Here is a 19,608-nt window from a genome sequence, read left to right on the forward strand (position 1 = left end):
CACTGTGTGGGAATTGGTCAAATCCGGCGGCTGGATGATGCTGCCGATCATTCTGAGTTCCATCGCGGCCATGGCAATCGTTGCCGAGCGTCTCTGGACCCTGCGTGCCAGCCGTGTGACCCCGGAGCATTTGCTCGGGCAGGTCTGGGTCTGGATCAAAGACAAGCAACTCAATAAAGAGAAGCTCAAGGAACTGCGCGCCAACTCGCCGTTGGGTGAAATCCTGGCGGCAGGCCTGGCCAACTCCAAGCATGGTCGCGAGATCATGAAAGAGTGCATCGAAGAGGCCGCCGCACGGGTCATTCATGAACTCGAACGCTACATCAACGCCCTGGGCACCATCGCCGCCATGGCCCCGTTGCTGGGCTTGCTCGGTACGGTGCTGGGCATGATCGACATCTTCAGTGCGTTCATGGGCTCGGGCATGGGCACCAACGCTGCCGTGCTGGCCGGCGGTATTTCCAAAGCGCTGATCACCACCGCCGCGGGCCTGATGGTCGGCATTCCGGCCGTGTTCTTCCACCGCTTCCTGCAACGCCGGATCGATGAGCTGGTGGTGGGCATGGAGCAGGAAGCGATCAAGCTGGTCGAGGTTGTGCAGGGTGATCGTGACGTGGACCTGTCCGAGGGCAAAAAAGCGTGAAATTCCGCCGCAAGCAACGGGAGAATGTGGACATCAACCTCGCGTCGCTGATCGACGTGGTGTTTATCCTGCTGCTGTTTTTCGTCGTGACCACCACCTTTACCCGTGAAACCCAGTTACGCGTCGATCTGCCGGAAGCGGTCAGCGGTGCGCCTGCCGAAGATCGACAGGTCAAGCAGCTGGATGTGGCCATCAGTGCCGAAGGGGTATTCTCGCTGAACAATCAGGTATTGCCGAAGAATGACCTGGCGACCCTGATGGACGCGCTGCAGAAAGAATCCAGCGGTGACACGACTTTGCCGCTGTCCATCAGCGCCGACGGCAAGACCCAGCACCAGGCCGTCATCACCGCCATGGACGCCGCCGGCAAACTCGGCTTCAGTCACCTGCGCATGACCACTGTCGAGGCGGCGCCGCCCGCGCCCTGATGGCCATGTCCGATCGCTTGCTCGCCGCGTGGTACCAGGGTCATCCGGCCCTGAAGCTGTTGCAGCCGCTGGAGTGGTTGTATCGGCGCGTGGTCAACAACAAGCGCAAGCGCTTCCTGGCGGGCGAGGGCGAGATCTATCAGCCGCCGGTGCCGCTGATCGTGGTCGGTAACATCACCGTCGGCGGCACTGGCAAGACGCCGTTGATTCTGTGGATGATCCAGCACTGTCAGCGCAGCGGTTTACGGGTGGGCGTGGTCAGTCGCGGATACGGCGCCAAACCGCCGCACCTGCCGTGGCGGGTCGAAGCCGAGCAGGGCGCCGAAATCGCCGGGGATGAGCCTTTGTTGATCGTCCAGCGCACCGGCGTACCCTTGATGATCGATCCGGATCGCAGCCGCGCGGTCAAAGCCTTGCTGGCGAGTGAACCACTGGACCTGATCCTGTCCGACGACGGCATGCAGCATTATCGCCTGGCCCGTGACCTGGAACTGGTGCTGATCGACGCCGCCCGTGGCCTTGGCAATAGACGCTGCCTGCCGGCCGGGCCGTTGCGCGAGCCGGCCGAGCGCCTGCAAAGCGTCGACGCGGTGCTCTACAACGGCGCCGACTCCGACCGCGAAGGTAGTTTTGCCTTCCGGTTGTACCCCACTGCGCTGGTCAATCTGCAAAGCGGCGAACGGCGCGCGCTCGACCACTTTCCCGCCGGCCAAGCCCTGCACGCCGTGGCCGGAATCGGCAATCCCCAGCGTTTCTTCACGACCCTCGAAACGCTACACTGGCAGCCAGTTCCCCACGCGTTTGCCGACCACGCTGAATACAGCGTCCAGGCCTTGAATTTCACTCCGTCATTGCCGTTGGTGATGACTGAAAAGGACGCGGTGAAGTGCCGTGCCTTCGCCGCCGCCGATTGGTGGTACCTGGCGGTCGATGCTGCGCCGTCACCGGCCTTCGTGGCCTGGTTCGACACGCAGCTGATGCGCCTGTTGCCGGCCCGACTTTTGCCTTGAAACCGATTTAATCCAGGGAATGCACATGGACACCAAATTGCTCGACATCCTCGCTTGCCCGGTCTGCAAAGGCCCACTCAAGCTCAGCGCCGACAAAACCGAGCTGATCAGCAAGGGCGCCGGCCTGGCCTACCCGATCCGCGACGGCATTCCGGTGATGCTCGAAACCGAAGCCCGCACCCTGACCACCGACGAGCGTCTGGATAAATGACCACAGCCTTTACCGTTGTCATCCCGTCGCGTTACGCCTCGACCCGCTTGCCGGGCAAACCGCTGCTGCTGATCGCCGGCAAGCCGATGATCCAGCACGTCTGGGAACAGGCCAGCAAGAGCAGTGCCGAGCGGGTGGTGGTGGCCACTGACGATGCGCGTATCGTCGAGGCTTGCCAGGGGTTTGGCGCCGAAGTGGTGCTGACCCGTGAAGACCACAACTCCGGCACCGATCGCCTGGCCGAGGTCGCGGAGAAACTGGGCCTGGCGCCGGACGCGATCGTGGTCAACGTCCAGGGTGACGAACCGCTGATCCCGCCAAGCGTGATCGATCAGGTCGCCGCCAACCTGGCCGCCCACACCGAAGCGCGCATGGCCACCCTGGCCGAGCCGATCGAGGATGTGCAAACCCTGTTCAACCCCAACGTGGTCAAGGTCGTCAGCGACCTCAACGGCCTGGCGCTGACCTTCAGTCGTGCGACCTTGCCTTGGGCCCGGGATGCCTTCGCCAAGAACCGCGAGCAACTGCCGGAAGGCGTGCCCTATCGCCGCCATATCGGCATCTATGCCTACCGCGCCGGTTTCCTGCATGACTTCGTCAGCTGGGGCCCGTGCTGGCTGGAAAACACCGAATCCCTGGAACAGCTGCGGGCCCTGTGGCACGGCGTGCGGATTCACGTCGCCGATGCGCTGATCGCACCACCCACCGGCGTCGACACCGTTGAAGACCTCGAGCGCGTTCGTCGCCTGTTGGAGGCCTGATGCGGGTCCTGTTCGTCTGTCTGGGCAATATCTGCCGGTCGCCCACGGCGGAAGGGGTGCTGCGGCATAAACTGCGCGAAGCGGGGCTGGCCGATCACGTCGAAGTCGCCTCTGCGGGCACCGGTGACTGGCACGTCGGCAAGGCGCCGGACAAGCGCAGCCAGGCCGCGGCCAGGCTGCGCGGCTACGACCTGTCCGCGCAGCGCGCCCAGCAAGTCACCCGTGCCGATTTCGCCGCCTACGACCTGATCCTGGCCATGGACAACAGCAACCTGCGCAACCTCAAGGCCCTGCAACCGGCCAAGGGCAAGGCCGAGCTGGACCTGTTCCTGCGTCGCTACGAGTCGGAAATCGACGAAGTCCCCGATCCGTATTACGACGGCGACCAGGGCTTTGAGCAGGTGCTCGACTTGATCGAGCGCGCCACCGATCGGCTGGTGATCGAGTTAAAGGGGCGGTTATGAGTTTGCAGGTACTGCCCCAGGTGTCGCTCAAACCGTTCAACACCTTCGGGGTGGACGTTCAGGCCCGGTTGTTCGCCGAGGCCCACAGCGATGCCGACGTGCGCGATGCACTGGCCTATGCCGCGGAACATGACGTACCGCTGCTGGTGATCGGCGGCGGTAGCAATTTACTGCTGACCGCCGACATCCAGTCGCTGGTGTTGCGCATGGCCACCCGCGGGATTCGCATCCTGAGCGATGACGGCAGCAAGGTCGTGATCGAAGCGGAGGCCGGCGAGCCTTGGCATCCGTTCGTGCAACACACCCTGGCCCAGGGGTTGTCGGGCCTGGAAAACCTAAGCCTGATTCCCGGCACCGTCGGCGCGGCACCGATGCAAAACATCGGCGCCTACGGCGTGGAGATCAAGGACGTGTTCGCCGGCTTGACCGCGCTGGATCGCCAGACCGGCACCCTGCGGGACTTTTCCCTGGAAGAATGCAACTTCGCTTACCGCGACAGCCTGTTCAAGCAGGAGCCGGGGCGCTGGTTGATCCTGCGGGTTCGTTTCCTCCTCGACCGCGCCGCGCCCCTGCATCTGGAGTACGGCCCGGTGCGTCAGCGCCTGACCGAGCAGGGCATCGATCACCCCACGGCCACCGATGTCAGCCAGGCGATTTGCAGCATCCGCAACGAAAAGCTTCCGGACCCGGCGGTGCTCGGCAATGCCGGCAGTTTCTTCAAGAACCCCTTGGTGCCCGCCGCGCTTGTGGCGCAGCTGAAGGGTGAATTCCCGGACCTGGTGGCCTACGCGCAACCCGATGGGCAAATGAAGCTGGCGGCGGGCTGGCTGATCGAGCGCGCGGGATGGAAAGGTTTCCGCGAGGCCGACGCTGGGGTGCATAAGCTGCAGGCGCTGGTGCTGGTCAACTACGGCAGCGCGACCGGCCTGCAATTGCTGCATCTGGCGCAGCGCATCCAGAAAGACATTTCAGAACGTTTTCACGTCGACCTGGAAATGGAGCCCAATCGTTATTGAAGCTAAGCTTTAGTGGATGATTCCAAAGCCCTGCACACCTTCAACTGTGCAGGGCTTTTTTGTTAATGCTGGGTTAACTTAGCCACCTAACGATGCAACTCTTTGCTCCATCAAAGGCCCGATGCAGACCCTGCCGTCTGCATAAGAGAGCCCATTTAGCCTGAGCAGATCTGCGTGATGCCAACCGCCATCCCCTCATGGCGGCAGATTGCTCGACCCCATAACTTCCAGACATATGCGGGCGTGCCCATGATTACCCTGAAGCTCAATGGTCAAGACCATCAACTCGACGTCACCGAGGATATGCCGCTGCTCTGGGCGATCCGTGATGTGGCCGGTTACAACGGCACCAAATTCGGCTGCGGCATGGGCCTGTGCGGCGCCTGCACCATTCACATCGAAGGCGCTCCGGCGCGCAGTTGCATCACGCCGATCGGCTCGGTGGTCGGCCAGAACGTCACCACCATCGACAACCTGCACGTCGACCCGGTCGGCCAGGTCGTCCAGCAAGCCTGGCTCGACACCGCCGTGGCGCAGTGCGGTTTCTGCCAGGGCGGGCAGATCATGTCCGCCACCGCCTTGCTCAAGACCCACCCAAACCCCAGCGACGAACAGATCGAAGAGGCGATGGTCGGCAACATTTGTCGTTGCGGCACTTACAACCGCATCAAGACCGCCATCCGCCAGGCATCCACTCACCTGAAGGAGGCCAAGGCATGAGCCGGTTACCCAATGATTTCGCCCTGAGCAACCTCAGTCGCCGTGGTTTTCTCAAAGGTGTCGGTGCCACCAGCGCGCTGGTGCTGGTGGCCAGCTGGGGCTGGCAGGACGCGTTCGCTGCCGGGGAACAGAAGAAGTTCGGCGCCGACGGCATGCCCCACGGCTGGATCGATGACCCGAAGGTGTACATCAGTATCGCTGATGACGGCATGGTGACCGTGGTCTGCAACCGCTCGGAGATGGGCCAGGGGGTGCGCACCAGCCTGACCATGGTGGTGGCCGATGAGCTGGAAGCCGACTGGGCGATGATGAAGGTGCAACAGGCGCCGGGGGACGAAGTACGCTTCGGCAACCAGGACACCGACGGTTCGCGCAGCATGCGCCACTGGTACGAGCCGATGCGTCGCTGCGGTGCGGCTGCACGGACCATGCTCGAACAGGCCGCCGCGCAGCAGTGGAAAGTGCCGGTCAGCGAGTGCCGGGCGCAATTGCACAAAGTGATTCACCAGCCGACCGGTCGCGAACTGGGCTACGGCGCCCTGGCCGCCGCTGCCGGCGCGCTGGCGGTGCCGGCCCGCGACAGTCTGCGGCTCAAGCAACCGTCGGAATTTCGCTATATCGGCAAGGAAGGCAGCAAGGCGATCGACGGTGACGACATCGTCAACGGTCGCGCGGTCTACGGCGCCGATGTGCATTTTGAAGGCATGCTCTACGCGACCATTGCCCGACCTGCGGTGTATGGCGGCAAGGTCAAATCCTTCGACGCCAGCGCGGCGATGAAAGTCCCCGGCGTGATCAAGGTCATTCAGATCGAAGATCGGCCGCTGCCGCTGGAATTTCAACCGCTGGGCGGCGTGGCCGTGGTCGCCAGCAATACCTGGGCGGCGATCAAGGGCCGCGATGCGCTGAAAATCGAATGGGATGACGGCCCCCACGCCAGTTACGACTCGATTGCCTACCGCAAGGAACTGGAAGCCGCGTCCCTCAAACCCGGCAAAGTGGTGCGCAATACCGGCAACATCGAAGAGGCCATGGGCAGCGCCGACAGTACCCTGGAAGCGTCCTACTACCTGCCGCACCTGACACAGGCGCCGATGGAACCGATGGTCGCCATCGCGCGTTTCAAGGACGGCCTGTGTGAAGCCTGGGCACCGAGCCAGGCGCCGCAGGTCACCCGCGAGCGCATTGGCGAGCGCCTGGGTATTCCCTTCGAAAAGGTCACCTTCAACGTCACGTTGTTGGGCGGTGGTTTCGGTCGCAAGTCCAAACCGGACTTCATCATCGAAGCGGCGATTCTCGCCAAGGAGTTCCCGGGCAAGGCGGTGCGGGTGCAATGGACCCGTGAAGACGACATCCATTGTTCCTATTTCCATACCGTATCGGCCGAATACCTGAAGGCGAGCCTGAGCAAGGACGGCTTGCCGTCCGCCTGGCTGCACCGCACCGTAGCGCCGAGCATCACCGCGCTGTTCGCGCCGGGGATGAATCACGAAGCGGCCTTCGAACTGGGCATGGGGTTCACCAACATGGCGTATGCGATCCCCAACGTGCGCCTGGAAAACCCCGAAGCGGCGGTCCACACCCGGGTCGGCTGGTACCGCTCGGTGTCGAACATCCCCCACGGCTTTGCGATCCAGAGCTTTGTCGATGAGCTGGCGCACAAGGCCGGGCAGGACCCGCTCAAGTACCAGATCAAATTGCTCGGTCCGGATCGGCAGATCGATCCGCGCACACTGAGTGAAGAGTGGAACTACGGCGAATCGCCCGAGCGTTATCCGATCGACACCGGGCGGATGCGCACGGTGCTGGAAACCGCGGCCAAAGCCGCCGGTTGGGGCCGTGAAATGCCCAAGGGCCGAGGCCTGGGGCTGGCGGTGCACTACAGCTTCGTCACCTACGTGGCTGCGGTGATCGAGGTCGAAGTGAAAGACGACGGTACCTTGATCGTGCACAAGGCTGACATCGCCGTGGATTGCGGGCCGCAGATCAACCCGGAACGGATTCGCGCGCAGTTCGAAGGCGCCTGCGTCATGGGCCTGGGCAACGCGGTGCTGGGGGAGATCAGCTTCAAGGACGGCAAGGTCCAGCAGGACAACTTCCACATGTACGAAGTGGCGCGCATGTCCCTGGCACCGAAGGAAGTCGCGGTGCATCTGGTGACGCCGCCGGGCGATGTGCCGTTGGGCGGTGTCGGCGAACCGGGCGTGCCGCCGATTGCGCCGGCGCTGTGCAACGCGATCTTCGCCGCAACCGGCAAGCGCATCCGCGATCTGCCGGTGCGTTATCAGTTGCAGGGTTGGCAGAAGGCTCAGGCCTGATGGACAGCGTCGATCTGAACGTATTGCGCAGCGTGCTGCAGTGGCGTCGCGCCGGTCAGCGGGTGGTGTTGTACAGCGTGGTCCAGACCTGGGGCACCGCGCCCCGGGCCCCTGGCGCCATGCTGGCCTTGCGTGAAGACGGGGTGGTGATCGGCTCGGTGTCGGGTGGCTGTGTCGAAGACGATCTGATCGCCCGGCTGCACGACGGACGGATTCCACCCGATGGGCCGCCGGTGCAGCTGATCACCTACGGTGTCACCCGTGAGGAAGCCGCGCGATTCGGTCTGCCCTGCGGCGGCACCTTGCGTCTGACCGAGGAGCGAGTCGGTGATCCGGCCTGGGTGGCCGAGTTGCTGACACGCTGCGAGGCCCATCAAATCGTGGCGCGGGAGTTGAATCTCGCGACCGGCGCAGTGGTTTTGCAACCGGCCAGCAAGACCGACGCGCTGACGTTCGACGGCAAGACCTTGCGCGCCATCTATGGTCCGCGTTGGCGGTTGTTGTTGATCGGTGCGGGGCAATTGTCCCGTTACGTCGCCGAGATGGCGCGGCTGCTGGATTTCGAAGTGCTGATCTGCGATCCACGCACCGAGTTCGTCTACGGCTGGGAAGAACAGCACGGTCGCTTCGTATCGGGAATGCCGGATGAAGCGGTGCTGAACATCCAGACCGACGAACGCACCGCCATCGTTGCCCTGACCCACGATCCTCGACTGGACGACATGGCGTTGCTCACGGCCCTGGACTCCAAGGCTTTTTATGTCGGTGCATTGGGTTCCCGGGTCAACAGCCAGAAACGCCGGAATAACCTGGCTCAGCTAGGCTTGTCAGATCAGGCCATCGAGCGGCTGCATGGCCCGATCGGCTTGCACATCGGCAGCCATACCCCGGCGGAAATCGCCTTGTCGCTGCTGGCCGAAATTGTCGCGATCAAGAACGGTATCGAGCTGAAACAGAAGAGGCCGTTGCAGGAGGAGGTATGAGCGAACCCATAGGCGTGATCGTACTGGCGGCGGGGCAGGGCAGGCGTTTCCGCGAGGTGGCGGGTGCCGGGCAGGACAAGTTGTTGGCGGACTGTACCGGGCGTGATGGCGCGGTTCATTCGGTGATCGAGCAGGTACTGGTGAATTTACCCGCTAGCCTTGAAAAGCGCGTCCTGGTGACGACCGTTGATCGCCCGCAGGTGATTCGCATGGCCAAGGCTTATGGGTGCGAGATTGTGCTGGTCGAGTCGACTGGCATGGGCGACAGCATTGCGGCCGGGGTGGCGGCGTGTCCGCAGCTTGGGGGATGGTTGATTGTGTTGGGGGATATGCCGTTTGTTTTGCCGTCGAGTATTGAGCAGGTGGTGGCGGGGATTGCTGATGATTCTGTCAGTGTGCCGGTGCACGAAGGCAAGTATGGGCATCCGGTGGGGTTTGGGCGCATGTTGGGGCCCGGATTGATGGCGTTATCGGGCGATCATGGGGCCAAGCCGTTGTTTGCGCGGGCAAGGGTGGTCGAGGTGGCGGTGGATGATCCCGGGGTGTTATGGGATGTGGATGTGCCTGAGGCGTTGGTCTTTAAGTAGGCCTGGCGCAGATCCGGTGTGGGAGCGGGCTTGCTCCGGGCGGCGTTCCGACGAATGCGGTTTAACATTCGACATTGATGCAAGCTGATTCACCGCATTCGCGAGCAAGCCCGCTCCCACACTGGTTCTCGGATGTTCAATGACATAAAAAAAGCCCCGCCTGGGTTCACCAGGCGGGGCTTTTTAATGGCCGATGGAATCAGGCGAGGGGTTTAGTCTCGTGCTCTTTTTCCAGGGCTTGCTCGCGTTGCTCTACCGCTTCCTGAACGGAGCGTGGCGCTTCGTCGATCGCGGAGTCAACCGGCTCGGCGGCGACTTCTGCAGCCGGGGCAGGCGCTGCCTCGACCACATCAGCAACAACCGGATCGGCTTCGACCACAGCCGGTGCAGCAGCGGCCGCCAGTTCGGCTTCCTTCTGCAGGCGCTCGGCTTCACGCTTGCGACGACGCACTTCACGTGGGTCGTTCGGTGCACGGCCGCTTGGCGTCAGGGCGCTGACAGGCGCCGCTTCGACTTCAGGTTCCGCCACTTCGGCGACAACCGGCGCCGCCGCTTCGACTACCGGAGTCGCTTCGGCCACCGGTGCAGGCTCGGCAGCGGCCACCACAGGTTCGGAAACCATGGCTTCAGCTTCTGGCGCTTCGGCGGCGGTTGGCTCGGCAACCCAGTTGAACGCAGTTTGCTCTTCGCGAGCTTCACGAACGGTTTCGGTCACGGTTTCGGCGACAGTTTCAGCGGCCGGCTCTGCAACCACGGCTGGCGCTTCGGCGATGACCGCCGGCTCGACGGCCGCTTCAACTTCAGGCTGTGCTTCACGAACCGGCGCGACTTCGATTTCCGGAGATGCGGTGGCTTCGATCGGCGTGGTCGCTTCAACCACTGGCGCTTCCACCGGAGCAGCTTCCAGGGTGGCGGCCGTGGCGCGTTCGGCTTGCTCGTTGGCCTGGGCCTCGGCTGGCGCGCTGATCACGCTGCTGGCAACGGCAGCGGTCACCGCCAGGCCAGCGGCCAGGTCGGCAGCGCTTGGCGCTTCGGGGGTTTCGCTGGCTTCGCCTTCGGCGGACTCGGACTCATCCGAACCTTCGATCACGTTGCCATTGGCATCGCGTTGACGCTCGCGGCGGTTGCTGCGACGACGCTGGCCACGGGAGCGGCGGCGTGGACGATCGCCTTCGGCGCCTTCCTGACCGTCTTCCTGCAGTTGCTCATCGTTGCCGGTCAGCTCTTCTTCGGCAACGGCGGCAGCCGCTTGCTCGGCCCGTGGTTGACGCTCTTCACGCGGTGGGCGTGGAGCACGTTCTTCACGTGGCTGACGTGCTGGACGTTCTTCAGCGGTGGCGGTGGCGGCGGTAGCGGCGGTGGCGGTTGCGGTAGCCGCGGCAGCCGGAGCGGTGGCATCCAGAGGCTCACGCAGTTCACGAACCCGTTCTTCACGGTCGCCACGGGGCTTGCGATCTTCGCGAGGAGCACGGGGGGCGCGTTCTTCACGAGGAGGGCGTGGCGCGCGTTCTTCGCGAGCGACGACGGCCGGGGCCTCTTCACGGGCTTCGCGTGGTTGACGCTCTTCGCGCGGCTCGCGGGGTGCGCGCTCTTCACGCGGAGCACGTTCCTCGCGAGGCTTGCGCTCTTCGTCGCGGCGACCGTTACGGTTCCGGCTTTGCTGACGACCGTTGCGACGCTCTTCGTTGCGGGCCGGACGCTCGGTGGTCGCTGGCTTTTCAACCACAACCGGAGCGGCTGGCTCTTCCTTGGTCGCGAACAGGCTGATCAGCGACTTCACCAGGCCTTTGAACAGGCTTGGCTCTGGCGCGGCAACCGGCGGGGCAACAGGCGCGGCAGCGACGACTTCCACTGGAACCGGAGCGTTGGCGCGGGCCGGTGCGGTCTTCACGGCGGCTTCCTGGCGAACCAGGGTGCGGGTCGCGGCGGCTGGCTGGACTTCTTCGACTTCGGCAGCGGCAGCAGCGATTTCGTAGCTGGACTGGCCGACTGCGGCTTCCGGGCTGTCATCGCGCAGGCGCTGAACTTCGAAGTGCGGCGTTTCGAGGTGATCGTTCGGCAGGATGACGATGCGGGCACGGGTGCGCAGTTCGATCTTGGTGATCGAGTTGCGTTTTTCGTTGAGCAGGAACGCGGCCACCGGGATCGGCACTTGGGCGCGAACTTCGGCGGTGCGGTCTTTCAGGGCTTCTTCTTCGATCAGGCGCAGGATCGCCAGGGACAGCGATTCAACGTCACGGATGATGCCGGTGCCGTTGCAACGCGGGCAGACGATGCCGCTGCTTTCGCCCAGGGATGGACGCAGGCGCTGACGGGACATTTCCAGCAGGCCGAAGCGCGAGATGCGACCGACTTGCACGCGAGCGCGGTCGGCTTCCAGGCATTCGCGGACTTTCTCTTCCACGGCGCGCTGGTTCTTGGCAGGGGTCATGTCGATGAAGTCGATGACGATCAGGCCGCCGATGTCGCGCAAGCGCAACTGACGGGCGATTTCTTCGGCGGCTTCAAGGTTGGTCTGCAGGGCGGTTTCTTCGATGTCGCTGCCTTTGGTGGCGCGCGCCGAGTTGATGTCGATGGACACCAGGGCTTCGGTCGGATCGATGACGATGGAGCCGCCGGAAGGCAGTTCGACGACGCGCTGGAAAGCGGTTTCGATCTGGCTTTCGATCTGGAAACGGTTGAACAGCGGAACGCTGTCTTCATACAGTTTGATTTTGCTGGCGTACTGCGGCATCACCTGGCGAATGAAGGTCAGGGCTTCGTCCTGGGCTTCAACGCTGTCGATCAGCACTTCGCCGATGTCCTGGCGCAGGTAATCGCGGATGGCGCGGATGATCACGTTGCTTTCCTGGTAGATCAGGAACGGCGCGGAACGATCCAGGGACGCTTCTTTGATGGCGGTCCACAGTTGCAGCAGGTAGTCGAGGTCCCACTGCATTTCTTCGCTGCTGCGGCCCAGGCCGGCAGTGCGCACGATCAGACCCATGTCAGCCGGGGCAACCAGGCCGTTGAGGGCTTCACGCAGTTCGTTGCGCTCTTCACCTTCGATGCGACGGGAAATACCGCCGGCACGGGGGTTGTTCGGCATCAGCACCAGGTATCGACCGGCCAGGCTGATGAAGGTGGTCAGGGCGGCGCCCTTGTTGCCACGTTCTTCTTTTTCGACCTGAACGATGACTTCCTGGCCTTCGCTCAGGACGTCCTTGATGTTGACGCGGCCTTCAGGGGCTTTCTTGAAATATTCGCGGGAGATTTCTTTGAGGGGCAGGAAGCCATGGCGCTCAGAGCCGAAATCGACAAAGGCAGCCTCGAGGCTTGGTTCAATGCGAGTAATCCGGCCTTTATAGATGTTGGCCTTTTTCTGCTCGCGTGCACCGGATTCGATGTCCAGGTCGTAGAGGCGCTGGCCATCTACCAGTGCAACACGCAACTCTTCGGGTTGGGTTGCGTTAATCAGCATTCTTTTCATGTAGTACCGTCGGTTTCCGGGCTGCCGGAAACGGCGTTCGGCACACACGACTTCTCACGGTCGGTGTCAGGTGCGTCGGGAATGGTTGGCCATTCCCGTGTCCAGCGAAGTCCGGCCAATGTGGGCCTTCATCGCGACGTACGCGTCCTGCTTGCTGTGGCTACTTAAGCACTCAGTCAGGAGGAGGAATCAACCGGCGGCTGTGGACGAGATGAAGCGTCTTGATAAAGCCTAGTGCTACACAGTCCAGCGGTTGTGCATCTCCACCCTACACGTATCCCTGATAATTCGGGTGCTGCCGCGCGCAGAATCCGCAGCGGGTTGGCATTTACCGTGAGCTCCGAAGGGGGAGGTCACGCATCATGGCTAATTTAGGCGTTGTTTCCGAAGCGTTCGCTCGGGGTCGTTCGTAGCTGACTGCACTTTGTGAACTGGCCGTGAATATTTGCTCGCAAGGCGAGTGAAAACTCTGCTTTGCGGCATGATTCAGGCCTCATGTCACCTGCGCTTGTTACACCTGCAAACTCTACCGTTACGTAGCGAAAGCGCCGTAGGACGGCCTCTCGTCCTCGTGAATTGCGATGGTCAGGGCCGGTTTTTGACCGTTGGTCCGCTGTCCAGGCCACTTTTGGCGGCGTTCGCGACTATAGCAGCAATGATTAAGTGCTTCAATTCCATAAAAAATTGTTATCATCGCGGGATGACGACTACTGCCCCTTCGACCCCAGCGGTACAACTGCTGGAGGTCTCGCCGGAATATGCCGGCCAACGTATTGATAATTTCCTTCTCGCTCGGCTCAAAGGCGTGCCCAAGACCTTGATTTACCGCATTTTGCGCAAAGGCGAAGTGCGGGTGAACAAGGGTCGGATCAAGCCCGAATACAAGCTGCAGGCGGGCGATATCGTGCGCGTGCCGCCGGTTCGCGTGCCTGAGCGCGACGAGCCGGTGCCGCTGGCCCAGGGCCTGCTGCAGCGACTCGAAGCCTCGATTGTCTTCGAAGACAAGGCGTTGATCGTGATCAACAAGCCTTGCGGCATCGCGGTTCACGGAGGCAGCGGCTTGACTTACGGGGTGATCGAAGCCTTTCGTCAGTTGCGTCCCGATTGCAAGGAGCTCGAACTGGTTCACCGTCTCGACCGTGATACCTCCGGCCTGTTGATGATCGCCAAGAAGCGCAGCATGTTGCGTCACTTGCACACGGCCTTGCGCGGCGATGGTGTCGACAAGCGCTACATGGCGCTGGTTCGCGGTAACTGGGCGGCTTCGATCAAGCAGGTCCGGGCGTCCCTGGGCAAGAGCAATCTGCGCTCCGGCGAGCGCATGGTCGAGGTCGACGAGGAGGAGGGCAAAGAGTCCGTGACCGTGTTCAAGGTCCTGCGTCGCTTCGGCGACTTTGCCACCCTGGTCGAAGCCAGGCCGATCACCGGCCGCACCCACCAGATTCGGGTTCACACCTTGCACGCCGGGCATTGCATCGCTGGCGATACCAAGTACGGCGATGAAGGTTTCAGTAAAGAGATTCGCGACCTGGGCGGAAAGCGCCTGTTCCTGCACGCCTACCTGTTGACCGTGCCGCTGCCCGATGGTGGCGAGCTGAAATTGCAGGCGCCCGTCGACGAGATGTGGGCCAAGACCGTGGAGCGATTGAGTGCGCCCATCTGATTACAAGCTGCTGATTTTCGATTGGGATGGCACCCTGGCCGACTCCATTGGTCGGATCGTCGAGGCAATGCATGTAGCGTCCGAGCGATCCGGGTTTCAGCAGCGCGATGATTTTGCCGTCAAAGGCATCATCGGCCTGGGCTTGCCGGAAGCGATTCGTACGTTGTATCCGGACATTGGCGATGATGAACTGGTCGCCTTCCGTCAGCACTATGCCGACCACTACATCGCCTCCGAAGCCGTGCCCTCGCCATTGTTCGAGGGTGTGGTCGAGTCGATGGAGGCGTTTCGCGCCGACGGGTACCGCTTGGCAGTGGCTACAGGCAAGGCCCGTCGAGGGTTGGATCGGGTGCTGAAGTCCCACGGCTGGGAAGATTACTTCGACATAACCCGGGCCGCCGATGAAACGGCGAGCAAGCCCCATCCTCTGATGCTGGAGCAGATTGTCGCGCGTTGCGGTGTCCGTCCCGAACAGGCGCTGATGGTGGGCGACTCGTCCTTCGACCTGCAGATGGCGCGCAATGCCGGCATGGATTCGGTGGCCGTCAGCTACGGTGCCCAGTCGATCGAGGCGCTGAAACTGTTCGAACCGTGCCTGGCGATCGATCGTTTTTCAGAATTACATACCTGGCTGAGTCAGCGGGTCTAACAGGTTTTTGCTGGGGTAGATGTCATGGTTGACGAATGGAAAGCGCCCGCCAAGGCGAGCGCAGAGAGCGGTGACGAGAAAAGCTGGAAGCTGCTGGAAAAGACCCTGCTGGCCAGTGTGCAGGAGCAGCGCCGGTCCCGTCGCTGGGGGATCTTCTTCAAGCTGCTGACCTTTGTGTACCTGATTGGCGCGCTGATCCTGTTCACGCCGCTGATGGACATTGAAAAAGCCGCGACCCGCAGTGGCAACTACACCGCGGTGATCGACGTGACCGGCATGATTGCCGACAAGGAGTCCGCCAGCGCCGACAACATCGTCGGCAGCCTGCGTGCCGCCTTCGAGGATGAAAAGGTCAAGGGCGTCATCCTGAGAATCAACAGTCCGGGCGGCAGTCCGGTGCAGTCGGGTTACGTCTATGACGAGATCCGCCGCCTGCGCGGCCTGCATCCGGACACCAAGCTCTACGCGGTGATCTCCGACCTGGGCGCTTCCGGCGCTTACTACATCGCCAGTGCGGCCGATCAGATCTATGCCGACAAGGCGAGCCTGGTGGGCTCCATTGGAGTGACGGCGGCCGGTTATGGTTTTGTCGGGGCCATGGAGAAGCTGGGTGTCGAGCGTCGTACCTACACCTCGGGCGAGCACAAGTCGTTCCTTGACCCCTTCCAGCCGCAAAAACCTGAAGAAACGCAATTCTGGCAGGGTGTGCTGGATACGACTCATCAGCAGTTCATTGCCAGCGTCAAGAAAGGGCGGGGCGACCGCCTCAAGGACAAGGAGCATCCGGAGCTGTTCTCCGGCCTGGTCTGGTCTGGCGAGCAGGCGCTGCCGCTGGGGCTGATCGATGGGTTGGGCAGTGCCAGTTCCGTGGCGCGTGATGTGATTGGCGAGAAGGAGCTGGTGGACTTCACTGTCCAGGAATCGCCGTTCGATCGCTTCTCGAAGAAACTCGGTGCCAGTGTGGCTGAGCATCTGGCGATGTGGATGGGGTTTCAGGGGCCGTCGCTGCGCTGATTCTCTGGCGGGCTGAAAAACCGGCGTGAATTCAGTCGCCTGTAGGAGCGGGCTTGCTCCGGGCGGCGTTCCGACGAAAGTCGTGAACGATAACGCGTGAAGCCAGATGCCCAGCGGCGTCCCTGGTTTTTTCGCGAGCAAGCTCGCTCCTACAGTTTCCTTGGCGGCTAATTGGTTTTTTTCAGGGGATCTGTACGCCTTCGACCAGCAGCATGTCGATCAGCCGAATCAACGGTAGGCCGACCAGGCTGGTGGCGTCAGGGCCTTCGGTGCTTTGAAACAGGCTCACCCCCAACCCTTCGGCCTTGAAGCTGCCAGCGCAGTCGTAGGGCTGTTCAGCGCGCAGGTAACGCTCGATGCGGGCGATATCGAGTGTGCGCATGTTCACGGTAAACGGCACGCAGTCGACCTGGCAGTCGCCCGTCTGGCTGTTGAGCAGGGCCAGGCCGGTGAGGAAGGTCACGCTGGCGCCACTTGCCGCCAGCAATTGCTCTCGGGCCTTGTCGAACGTATGAGGCTTGCCGATGATCCGGTCGCCCAGTACAGCGACCTGGTCGGAACCGATGATCAGGTGTGCGCAATAGCTATTGGCTAGTGCGCGAGCCTTGGCCTCGGCGAGGCGTTTTACCAGCTCGATGGCGGACTCCCCGGGACGATGGCTTTCGTCGATATCCGGTGAACTGCAGGTGAACGGCAGCTGCAGGCGGGCCAGCAACTCACGGCGATAGACCGAGCTTGAAGCGAGTAATAAAGGCAGCATGCGCATCTCCATAAGGCAGGTGCGAATTCTAGCGAGGTGACCAAGTGACGGACAGGGCTGAATTTCCTTTGACATGCCCGGGGGCATCCCTATAATGCTGCGCCTATGTTGAATGACCCGATTCCACCTCACGTTGACCCGCGCAAATTGGCTGACCGTGGCACCACCCTCCAAGGTGAACTGCTGCTGGCCGATTTGGAGAGACTCTGCGACCCGCTTTCCGATACTGTCGGTACGGTGCAGGCTAAATTCGTTTTTGAACGAGATGAACGTAAATCTGTGGTCATCCACAGCTTTATCGACACCGAAGTCAAAATGGTTTGCCAGCGTTGTCTTGAGCTGGTCACCCTGCCGATCCACAGCGAGTGCAGTTATGCTGTGGTGAAGGAGGGTGCGAATACCCAGTCGTTGCCGAAAGGTTATGACGTGCTGGAACTGGGCGAAGATCCATTGGATCTGCAGTCACTGATCGAGGAGGAGCTTCTGCTCGCCTTGCCCATTGTGCCTGCTCATCATCCGGAAGAATGCCAGCAGCCGGCGGGTCTCGATGAGCCCGAACCGAGCGAGGACGAGGTAACGCGGTCCAACCCGTTCAGTGTATTGGCGCAGTTAAAGCGTGACCCAAACGTTTAGGAGTTAATCAATTATGGCTGTTCAGCAGAACAAAAAATCCCGCTCTGCCCGTGACATGCGTCGTTCGCACGACGCCCTGACGGCAAGCACTCTGTCTGTAGAAAAAACCACCGGTGAAATTCACCTGCGTCACCACGTATCGCCAGAAGGCGTATACCGTGGCCGTAAAGTGATCGACAAGGGCGCTGACGAGTAATCACTTGTCTGCTCAAGTCATCGCGATTGACGCAATGGGCGGGGACTTCGGTCCCCGCAGCATTGTTCAGGCCAGTCTTGCTTGCCTGAATGCTACGCCCTCGTTGCACCTGACCCTCGTCGGTCAACCCTCACTCCTTGAAGAATTGATCGCCAGCCAATCGGCTGTGGATTGCCCGCGCCTGTCGATTGCGCCGGCGTCTGAAGTCATTACCATGGACGAAAAACCGGCCCAGGCCTTGCGCGGCAAGCCCGATTCGTCGATGCGCGTGGCGCTGGAGCTGTTGCGCGACGGCAAGGTCCAGGCCTGCGTCAGTGCCGGCAACACCGGCGCGCTGATGGCATTGTCGCGATTTGTCCTCAAGACCCTGCCGGGCATCGATCGGCCGGCCATGGTCGCGGCGATTCCGACACAGAAGGGTTACTGCCAGTTGCTCGACCTGGGCGCCAACGTCGATTGCAGTGCCGAACATCTGTTGCAGTTTGCGGTGATGGGGTCGGTCGCGGCAGAAACCCTGGGTATCGTTCGTCCCCGAGTCGCGTTGCTGAATATCGGCACCGAAGACATCAAGGGCAATCAGCAGGTCAAGCTGGCGGCAACCTTGTTGCAGAATGCCCGCGGCATCAACTACATCGGTTTTGTCGAAGGTGACGGCCTGTACCGCGGCGAGGCGGATGTGGTGGTCTGTGACGGGTTTGTCGGCAATATCCTGCTCAAGTCCAGCGAAGGCCTGGCGACCATGATTGCCGGGCGTATCGAAGCCCTGTTCAAGAAAAACCTTGCGTCGAAAGTGGTCGGCGCAATGGCGCTGCCGCTCATGAAGCGGCTGCAAGCCGATCTGGCCCCTGCGCGGCATAATGGTGCCAGTTTCCTCGGGTTGCAGGGGATCGTCGTGAAAAGCCACGGCTCGGCCGGGGTCCAGGGCTTTCAGAGTGCCATTGCCCGGGCGCTGATCGAGATCCAGGAAAACCTGCCGGAACGGATTCACGGTCGTCTGGAGGATTTGTTGCTTTAGGCGTTTTCGTCGGACAATGCTTAAATGTGACCGCTCAGTTCAATTGGCCATCCAATTGTCAGTTTTCTTGCGTCCCAGGGCGGGACGTCAATTCTTCGGCGACAAGATCATTAGGGGCTTGTTACATGTCTGCTTCCCTCGCATTCGTCTTTCCGGGACAGGGTTCGCAGTCCCTCGGCATGCTGGCCGAGTTGGGCGCGCAACATCCGCTTGTCCTCGACACCTTCAAAGAAGCTTCCGATGCCTTGGGTTACGACCTGTGGGCACTGACCCAGCAGGGGCCGGAAGAACAACTCAATCAAACCGATAAAACCCAGCCGGCCATTCTGACCGCCTCGATCGCCTTGTGGCGTCTGTGGCTGGCTGAAGGCGGCGCGCGGCCGGCTTATGTCGCCGGTCACAGCCTGGGCGAATACAGCGCCCTTGTGGCGGCAGGCAGCCTGAGCCTGGGGGACGCGGTGAAGCTGGTTGAACGCCGCGGTCAACTGATGCAGGAAGCCGTTCCGGCGGGGCAGGGCGGCATGGCCGCAATCCTCGGTCTGGAAGACTCCGACGTGTTGGCCGCCTGTGCCGAAGCGGCGCAAGGCGAGGTGGTCAGCGCGGTCAACTTCAATTCCCCGGGCCAGGTGGTCATCGCCGGTGCCAAGGCGGCGGTCGAACGCGCCATCGAAGGCTGCAAGGCCCGTGGCGCCAAGCGCGCCATGCCATTGCCGGTCAGCGTGCCGTCCCACTGCGAGCTGATGCGTCCGGCAGCCGAGCGTTTCGCCGAATCGATCGCGGCGATCGACTGGCAGGCACCGCAGATTCCAGTGGTACAAAACGTCAGCGCCAACGTGCCGGCGGATCTGGAAACCCTCAAGCGCGATCTGCTTGAGCAGCTCTACAAGCCTGTACGCTGGGTCGAGTCGGTCCAGGCGCTGGCCGCCAGGGGCGCGACCCAACTGGTCGAATGCGGCCCTGGCAAAGTGCTGGCCGGTCTGAACAAGCGCTGCGCCGAAGGCGTGTCGACATCCAACCTCAATACCCCAGATGCTTTCGCTGCCGCCCGTGCAGCGTTGGCCTGAATCA

The 19,608-nt window shown here is 62.1% G+C and carries 20 protein-coding genes; 18 read left to right on the forward strand and 2 right to left on the reverse strand.

The window, feature by feature from the left end:
- The first annotated feature begins 4 nt into the window (after positions 1-4).
- The 11 genes from PMA3_RS06155 to PMA3_RS06205 all read left to right on the forward strand — a co-directional run bounded on the left by PMA3_RS06155 (position 5) and on the right by PMA3_RS06205 (position 9,141).
- Positions 5-643 (forward strand): MotA/TolQ/ExbB proton channel family protein, encoded by a 639-nt coding sequence (locus PMA3_RS06155; protein WP_064676332.1) that lies wholly within the window; start codon positions 5-7, stop codon positions 641-643.
- Positions 640-1,071, forward strand: coding sequence for an ExbD/TolR family protein (locus tag PMA3_RS06160; RefSeq protein ID WP_064676333.1), 432 nt, complete (start codon positions 640-642; stop codon positions 1,069-1,071). The genes PMA3_RS06155 and PMA3_RS06160 overlap by 4 nt, the downstream gene beginning before the upstream one ends.
- Complete coding sequence (gene lpxK / locus PMA3_RS06165; protein WP_064676334.1) at positions 1,071-2,081, forward strand: tetraacyldisaccharide 4'-kinase; 1,011 nt, start codon at positions 1,071-1,073, stop codon at positions 2,079-2,081. The genes PMA3_RS06160 and lpxK overlap by 1 nt, the downstream gene beginning before the upstream one ends.
- Before the next feature lie 25 nt (positions 2,082-2,106).
- Positions 2,107-2,292 carry a Trm112 family protein gene (locus PMA3_RS06170; protein WP_007945752.1) on the forward strand — a complete coding sequence of 62 codons (186 nt, stop codon included), beginning with the start codon at positions 2,107-2,109 and terminating at the stop codon, positions 2,290-2,292.
- A complete protein-coding gene (kdsB, locus tag PMA3_RS06175) occupies positions 2,289-3,053 on the forward strand; it encodes a 3-deoxy-manno-octulosonate cytidylyltransferase (RefSeq protein WP_064676335.1) in 765 nt (254 codons plus the stop codon). Before PMA3_RS06170 ends, kdsB begins: the two co-directional genes overlap by 4 nt.
- Positions 3,053-3,517 carry a low molecular weight protein-tyrosine-phosphatase gene (locus tag PMA3_RS06180; protein ID WP_064676336.1) on the forward strand — a complete coding sequence of 155 codons (465 nt, stop codon included), beginning with the start codon at positions 3,053-3,055 and terminating at the stop codon, positions 3,515-3,517. Before kdsB ends, PMA3_RS06180 begins: the two co-directional genes overlap by 1 nt.
- Complete coding sequence (gene murB, locus PMA3_RS06185; RefSeq protein ID WP_064676337.1) at positions 3,514-4,533, forward strand: UDP-N-acetylmuramate dehydrogenase; 1,020 nt, start codon at positions 3,514-3,516, stop codon at positions 4,531-4,533. The genes PMA3_RS06180 and murB overlap by 4 nt, the downstream gene beginning before the upstream one ends.
- Before the next feature lie 249 nt (positions 4,534-4,782).
- On the forward strand, positions 4,783-5,253 hold the full coding sequence (locus PMA3_RS06190) for a (2Fe-2S)-binding protein (protein WP_064676338.1): 471 nt from the start codon (positions 4,783-4,785) through the stop codon (positions 5,251-5,253).
- Entirely contained in the window at positions 5,250-7,571 is a 2,322-nt protein-coding gene (locus PMA3_RS06195) for a xanthine dehydrogenase family protein molybdopterin-binding subunit (RefSeq protein ID WP_064676339.1), read from the forward strand. Before PMA3_RS06190 ends, PMA3_RS06195 begins: the two co-directional genes overlap by 4 nt.
- A complete protein-coding gene (locus PMA3_RS06200) occupies positions 7,571-8,554 on the forward strand; it encodes an XdhC family protein (protein ID WP_064676340.1) in 984 nt (327 codons plus the stop codon). Before PMA3_RS06195 ends, PMA3_RS06200 begins: the two co-directional genes overlap by 1 nt.
- A complete protein-coding gene (locus tag PMA3_RS06205) occupies positions 8,551-9,141 on the forward strand; it encodes a nucleotidyltransferase family protein (RefSeq protein WP_064676341.1) in 591 nt (196 codons plus the stop codon). The genes PMA3_RS06200 and PMA3_RS06205 overlap by 4 nt, the downstream gene beginning before the upstream one ends.
- 199 nt (positions 9,142-9,340) lie before the next feature.
- On the opposite strand, the gene rne is transcribed toward PMA3_RS06205, so the two are convergent.
- On the reverse strand, positions 9,341-12,610 hold the full coding sequence (gene rne / locus PMA3_RS06210) for a ribonuclease E (protein ID WP_064676342.1): 3,270 nt from the start codon (positions 12,608-12,610) through the stop codon (positions 9,341-9,343).
- A 700-nt stretch (positions 12,611-13,310) separates the two neighbouring features.
- Between rne and rluC the strand changes: the two genes are divergently transcribed.
- The 3 genes from rluC to PMA3_RS06225 are packed head-to-tail and all read left to right on the forward strand — an operon-like array spanning position 13,311 to position 15,936.
- Entirely contained in the window at positions 13,311-14,273 is a 963-nt protein-coding gene (gene rluC / locus PMA3_RS06215) for a 23S rRNA pseudouridine(955/2504/2580) synthase RluC (RefSeq protein ID WP_064676343.1), read from the forward strand.
- Entirely contained in the window at positions 14,260-14,922 is a 663-nt protein-coding gene (locus PMA3_RS06220) for an HAD-IA family hydrolase (RefSeq protein ID WP_064676344.1), read from the forward strand. The genes rluC and PMA3_RS06220 overlap by 14 nt, the downstream gene beginning before the upstream one ends.
- A gap of 24 nt (positions 14,923-14,946) precedes the next feature.
- Entirely contained in the window at positions 14,947-15,936 is a 990-nt protein-coding gene (locus PMA3_RS06225) for a S49 family peptidase (protein ID WP_064676345.1), read from the forward strand.
- A 181-nt stretch (positions 15,937-16,117) separates the two neighbouring features.
- Here PMA3_RS06225 and PMA3_RS06230 read toward each other — a convergent pair whose 3' ends face one another.
- A complete protein-coding gene (locus PMA3_RS06230) occupies positions 16,118-16,696 on the reverse strand; it encodes a Maf family protein (RefSeq protein ID WP_064676346.1) in 579 nt (192 codons plus the stop codon).
- 105 nt (positions 16,697-16,801) lie between these two features.
- Between PMA3_RS06230 and PMA3_RS06235 the strand changes: the two genes are divergently transcribed.
- The 4 genes from PMA3_RS06235 to fabD all read left to right on the forward strand — a co-directional run bounded on the left by PMA3_RS06235 (position 16,802) and on the right by fabD (position 19,604).
- Complete coding sequence (locus PMA3_RS06235) at positions 16,802-17,329, forward strand: YceD family protein (RefSeq protein ID WP_004371317.1); 528 nt, start codon at positions 16,802-16,804, stop codon at positions 17,327-17,329.
- 13 nt (positions 17,330-17,342) lie between these two features.
- Complete coding sequence (gene rpmF / locus PMA3_RS06240; protein WP_008152339.1) at positions 17,343-17,525, forward strand: 50S ribosomal protein L32; 183 nt, start codon at positions 17,343-17,345, stop codon at positions 17,523-17,525.
- A gap of 4 nt (positions 17,526-17,529) precedes the next feature.
- A complete protein-coding gene (gene plsX, locus PMA3_RS06245; protein ID WP_082930260.1) occupies positions 17,530-18,540 on the forward strand; it encodes a phosphate acyltransferase PlsX in 1,011 nt (336 codons plus the stop codon).
- A gap of 125 nt (positions 18,541-18,665) precedes the next feature.
- Complete coding sequence (gene fabD, locus PMA3_RS06250) at positions 18,666-19,604, forward strand: ACP S-malonyltransferase (RefSeq protein WP_064676348.1); 939 nt, start codon at positions 18,666-18,668, stop codon at positions 19,602-19,604.
- Positions 19,605-19,608: the final 4 nt, after the last annotated feature.

Origin of the sequence: Pseudomonas silesiensis (genome assembly GCF_001661075.1) — a bacterium.
In the GTDB taxonomy this organism is placed as follows: Bacteria; Pseudomonadota; Gammaproteobacteria; order Pseudomonadales; family Pseudomonadaceae; genus Aquipseudomonas; species Aquipseudomonas silesiensis.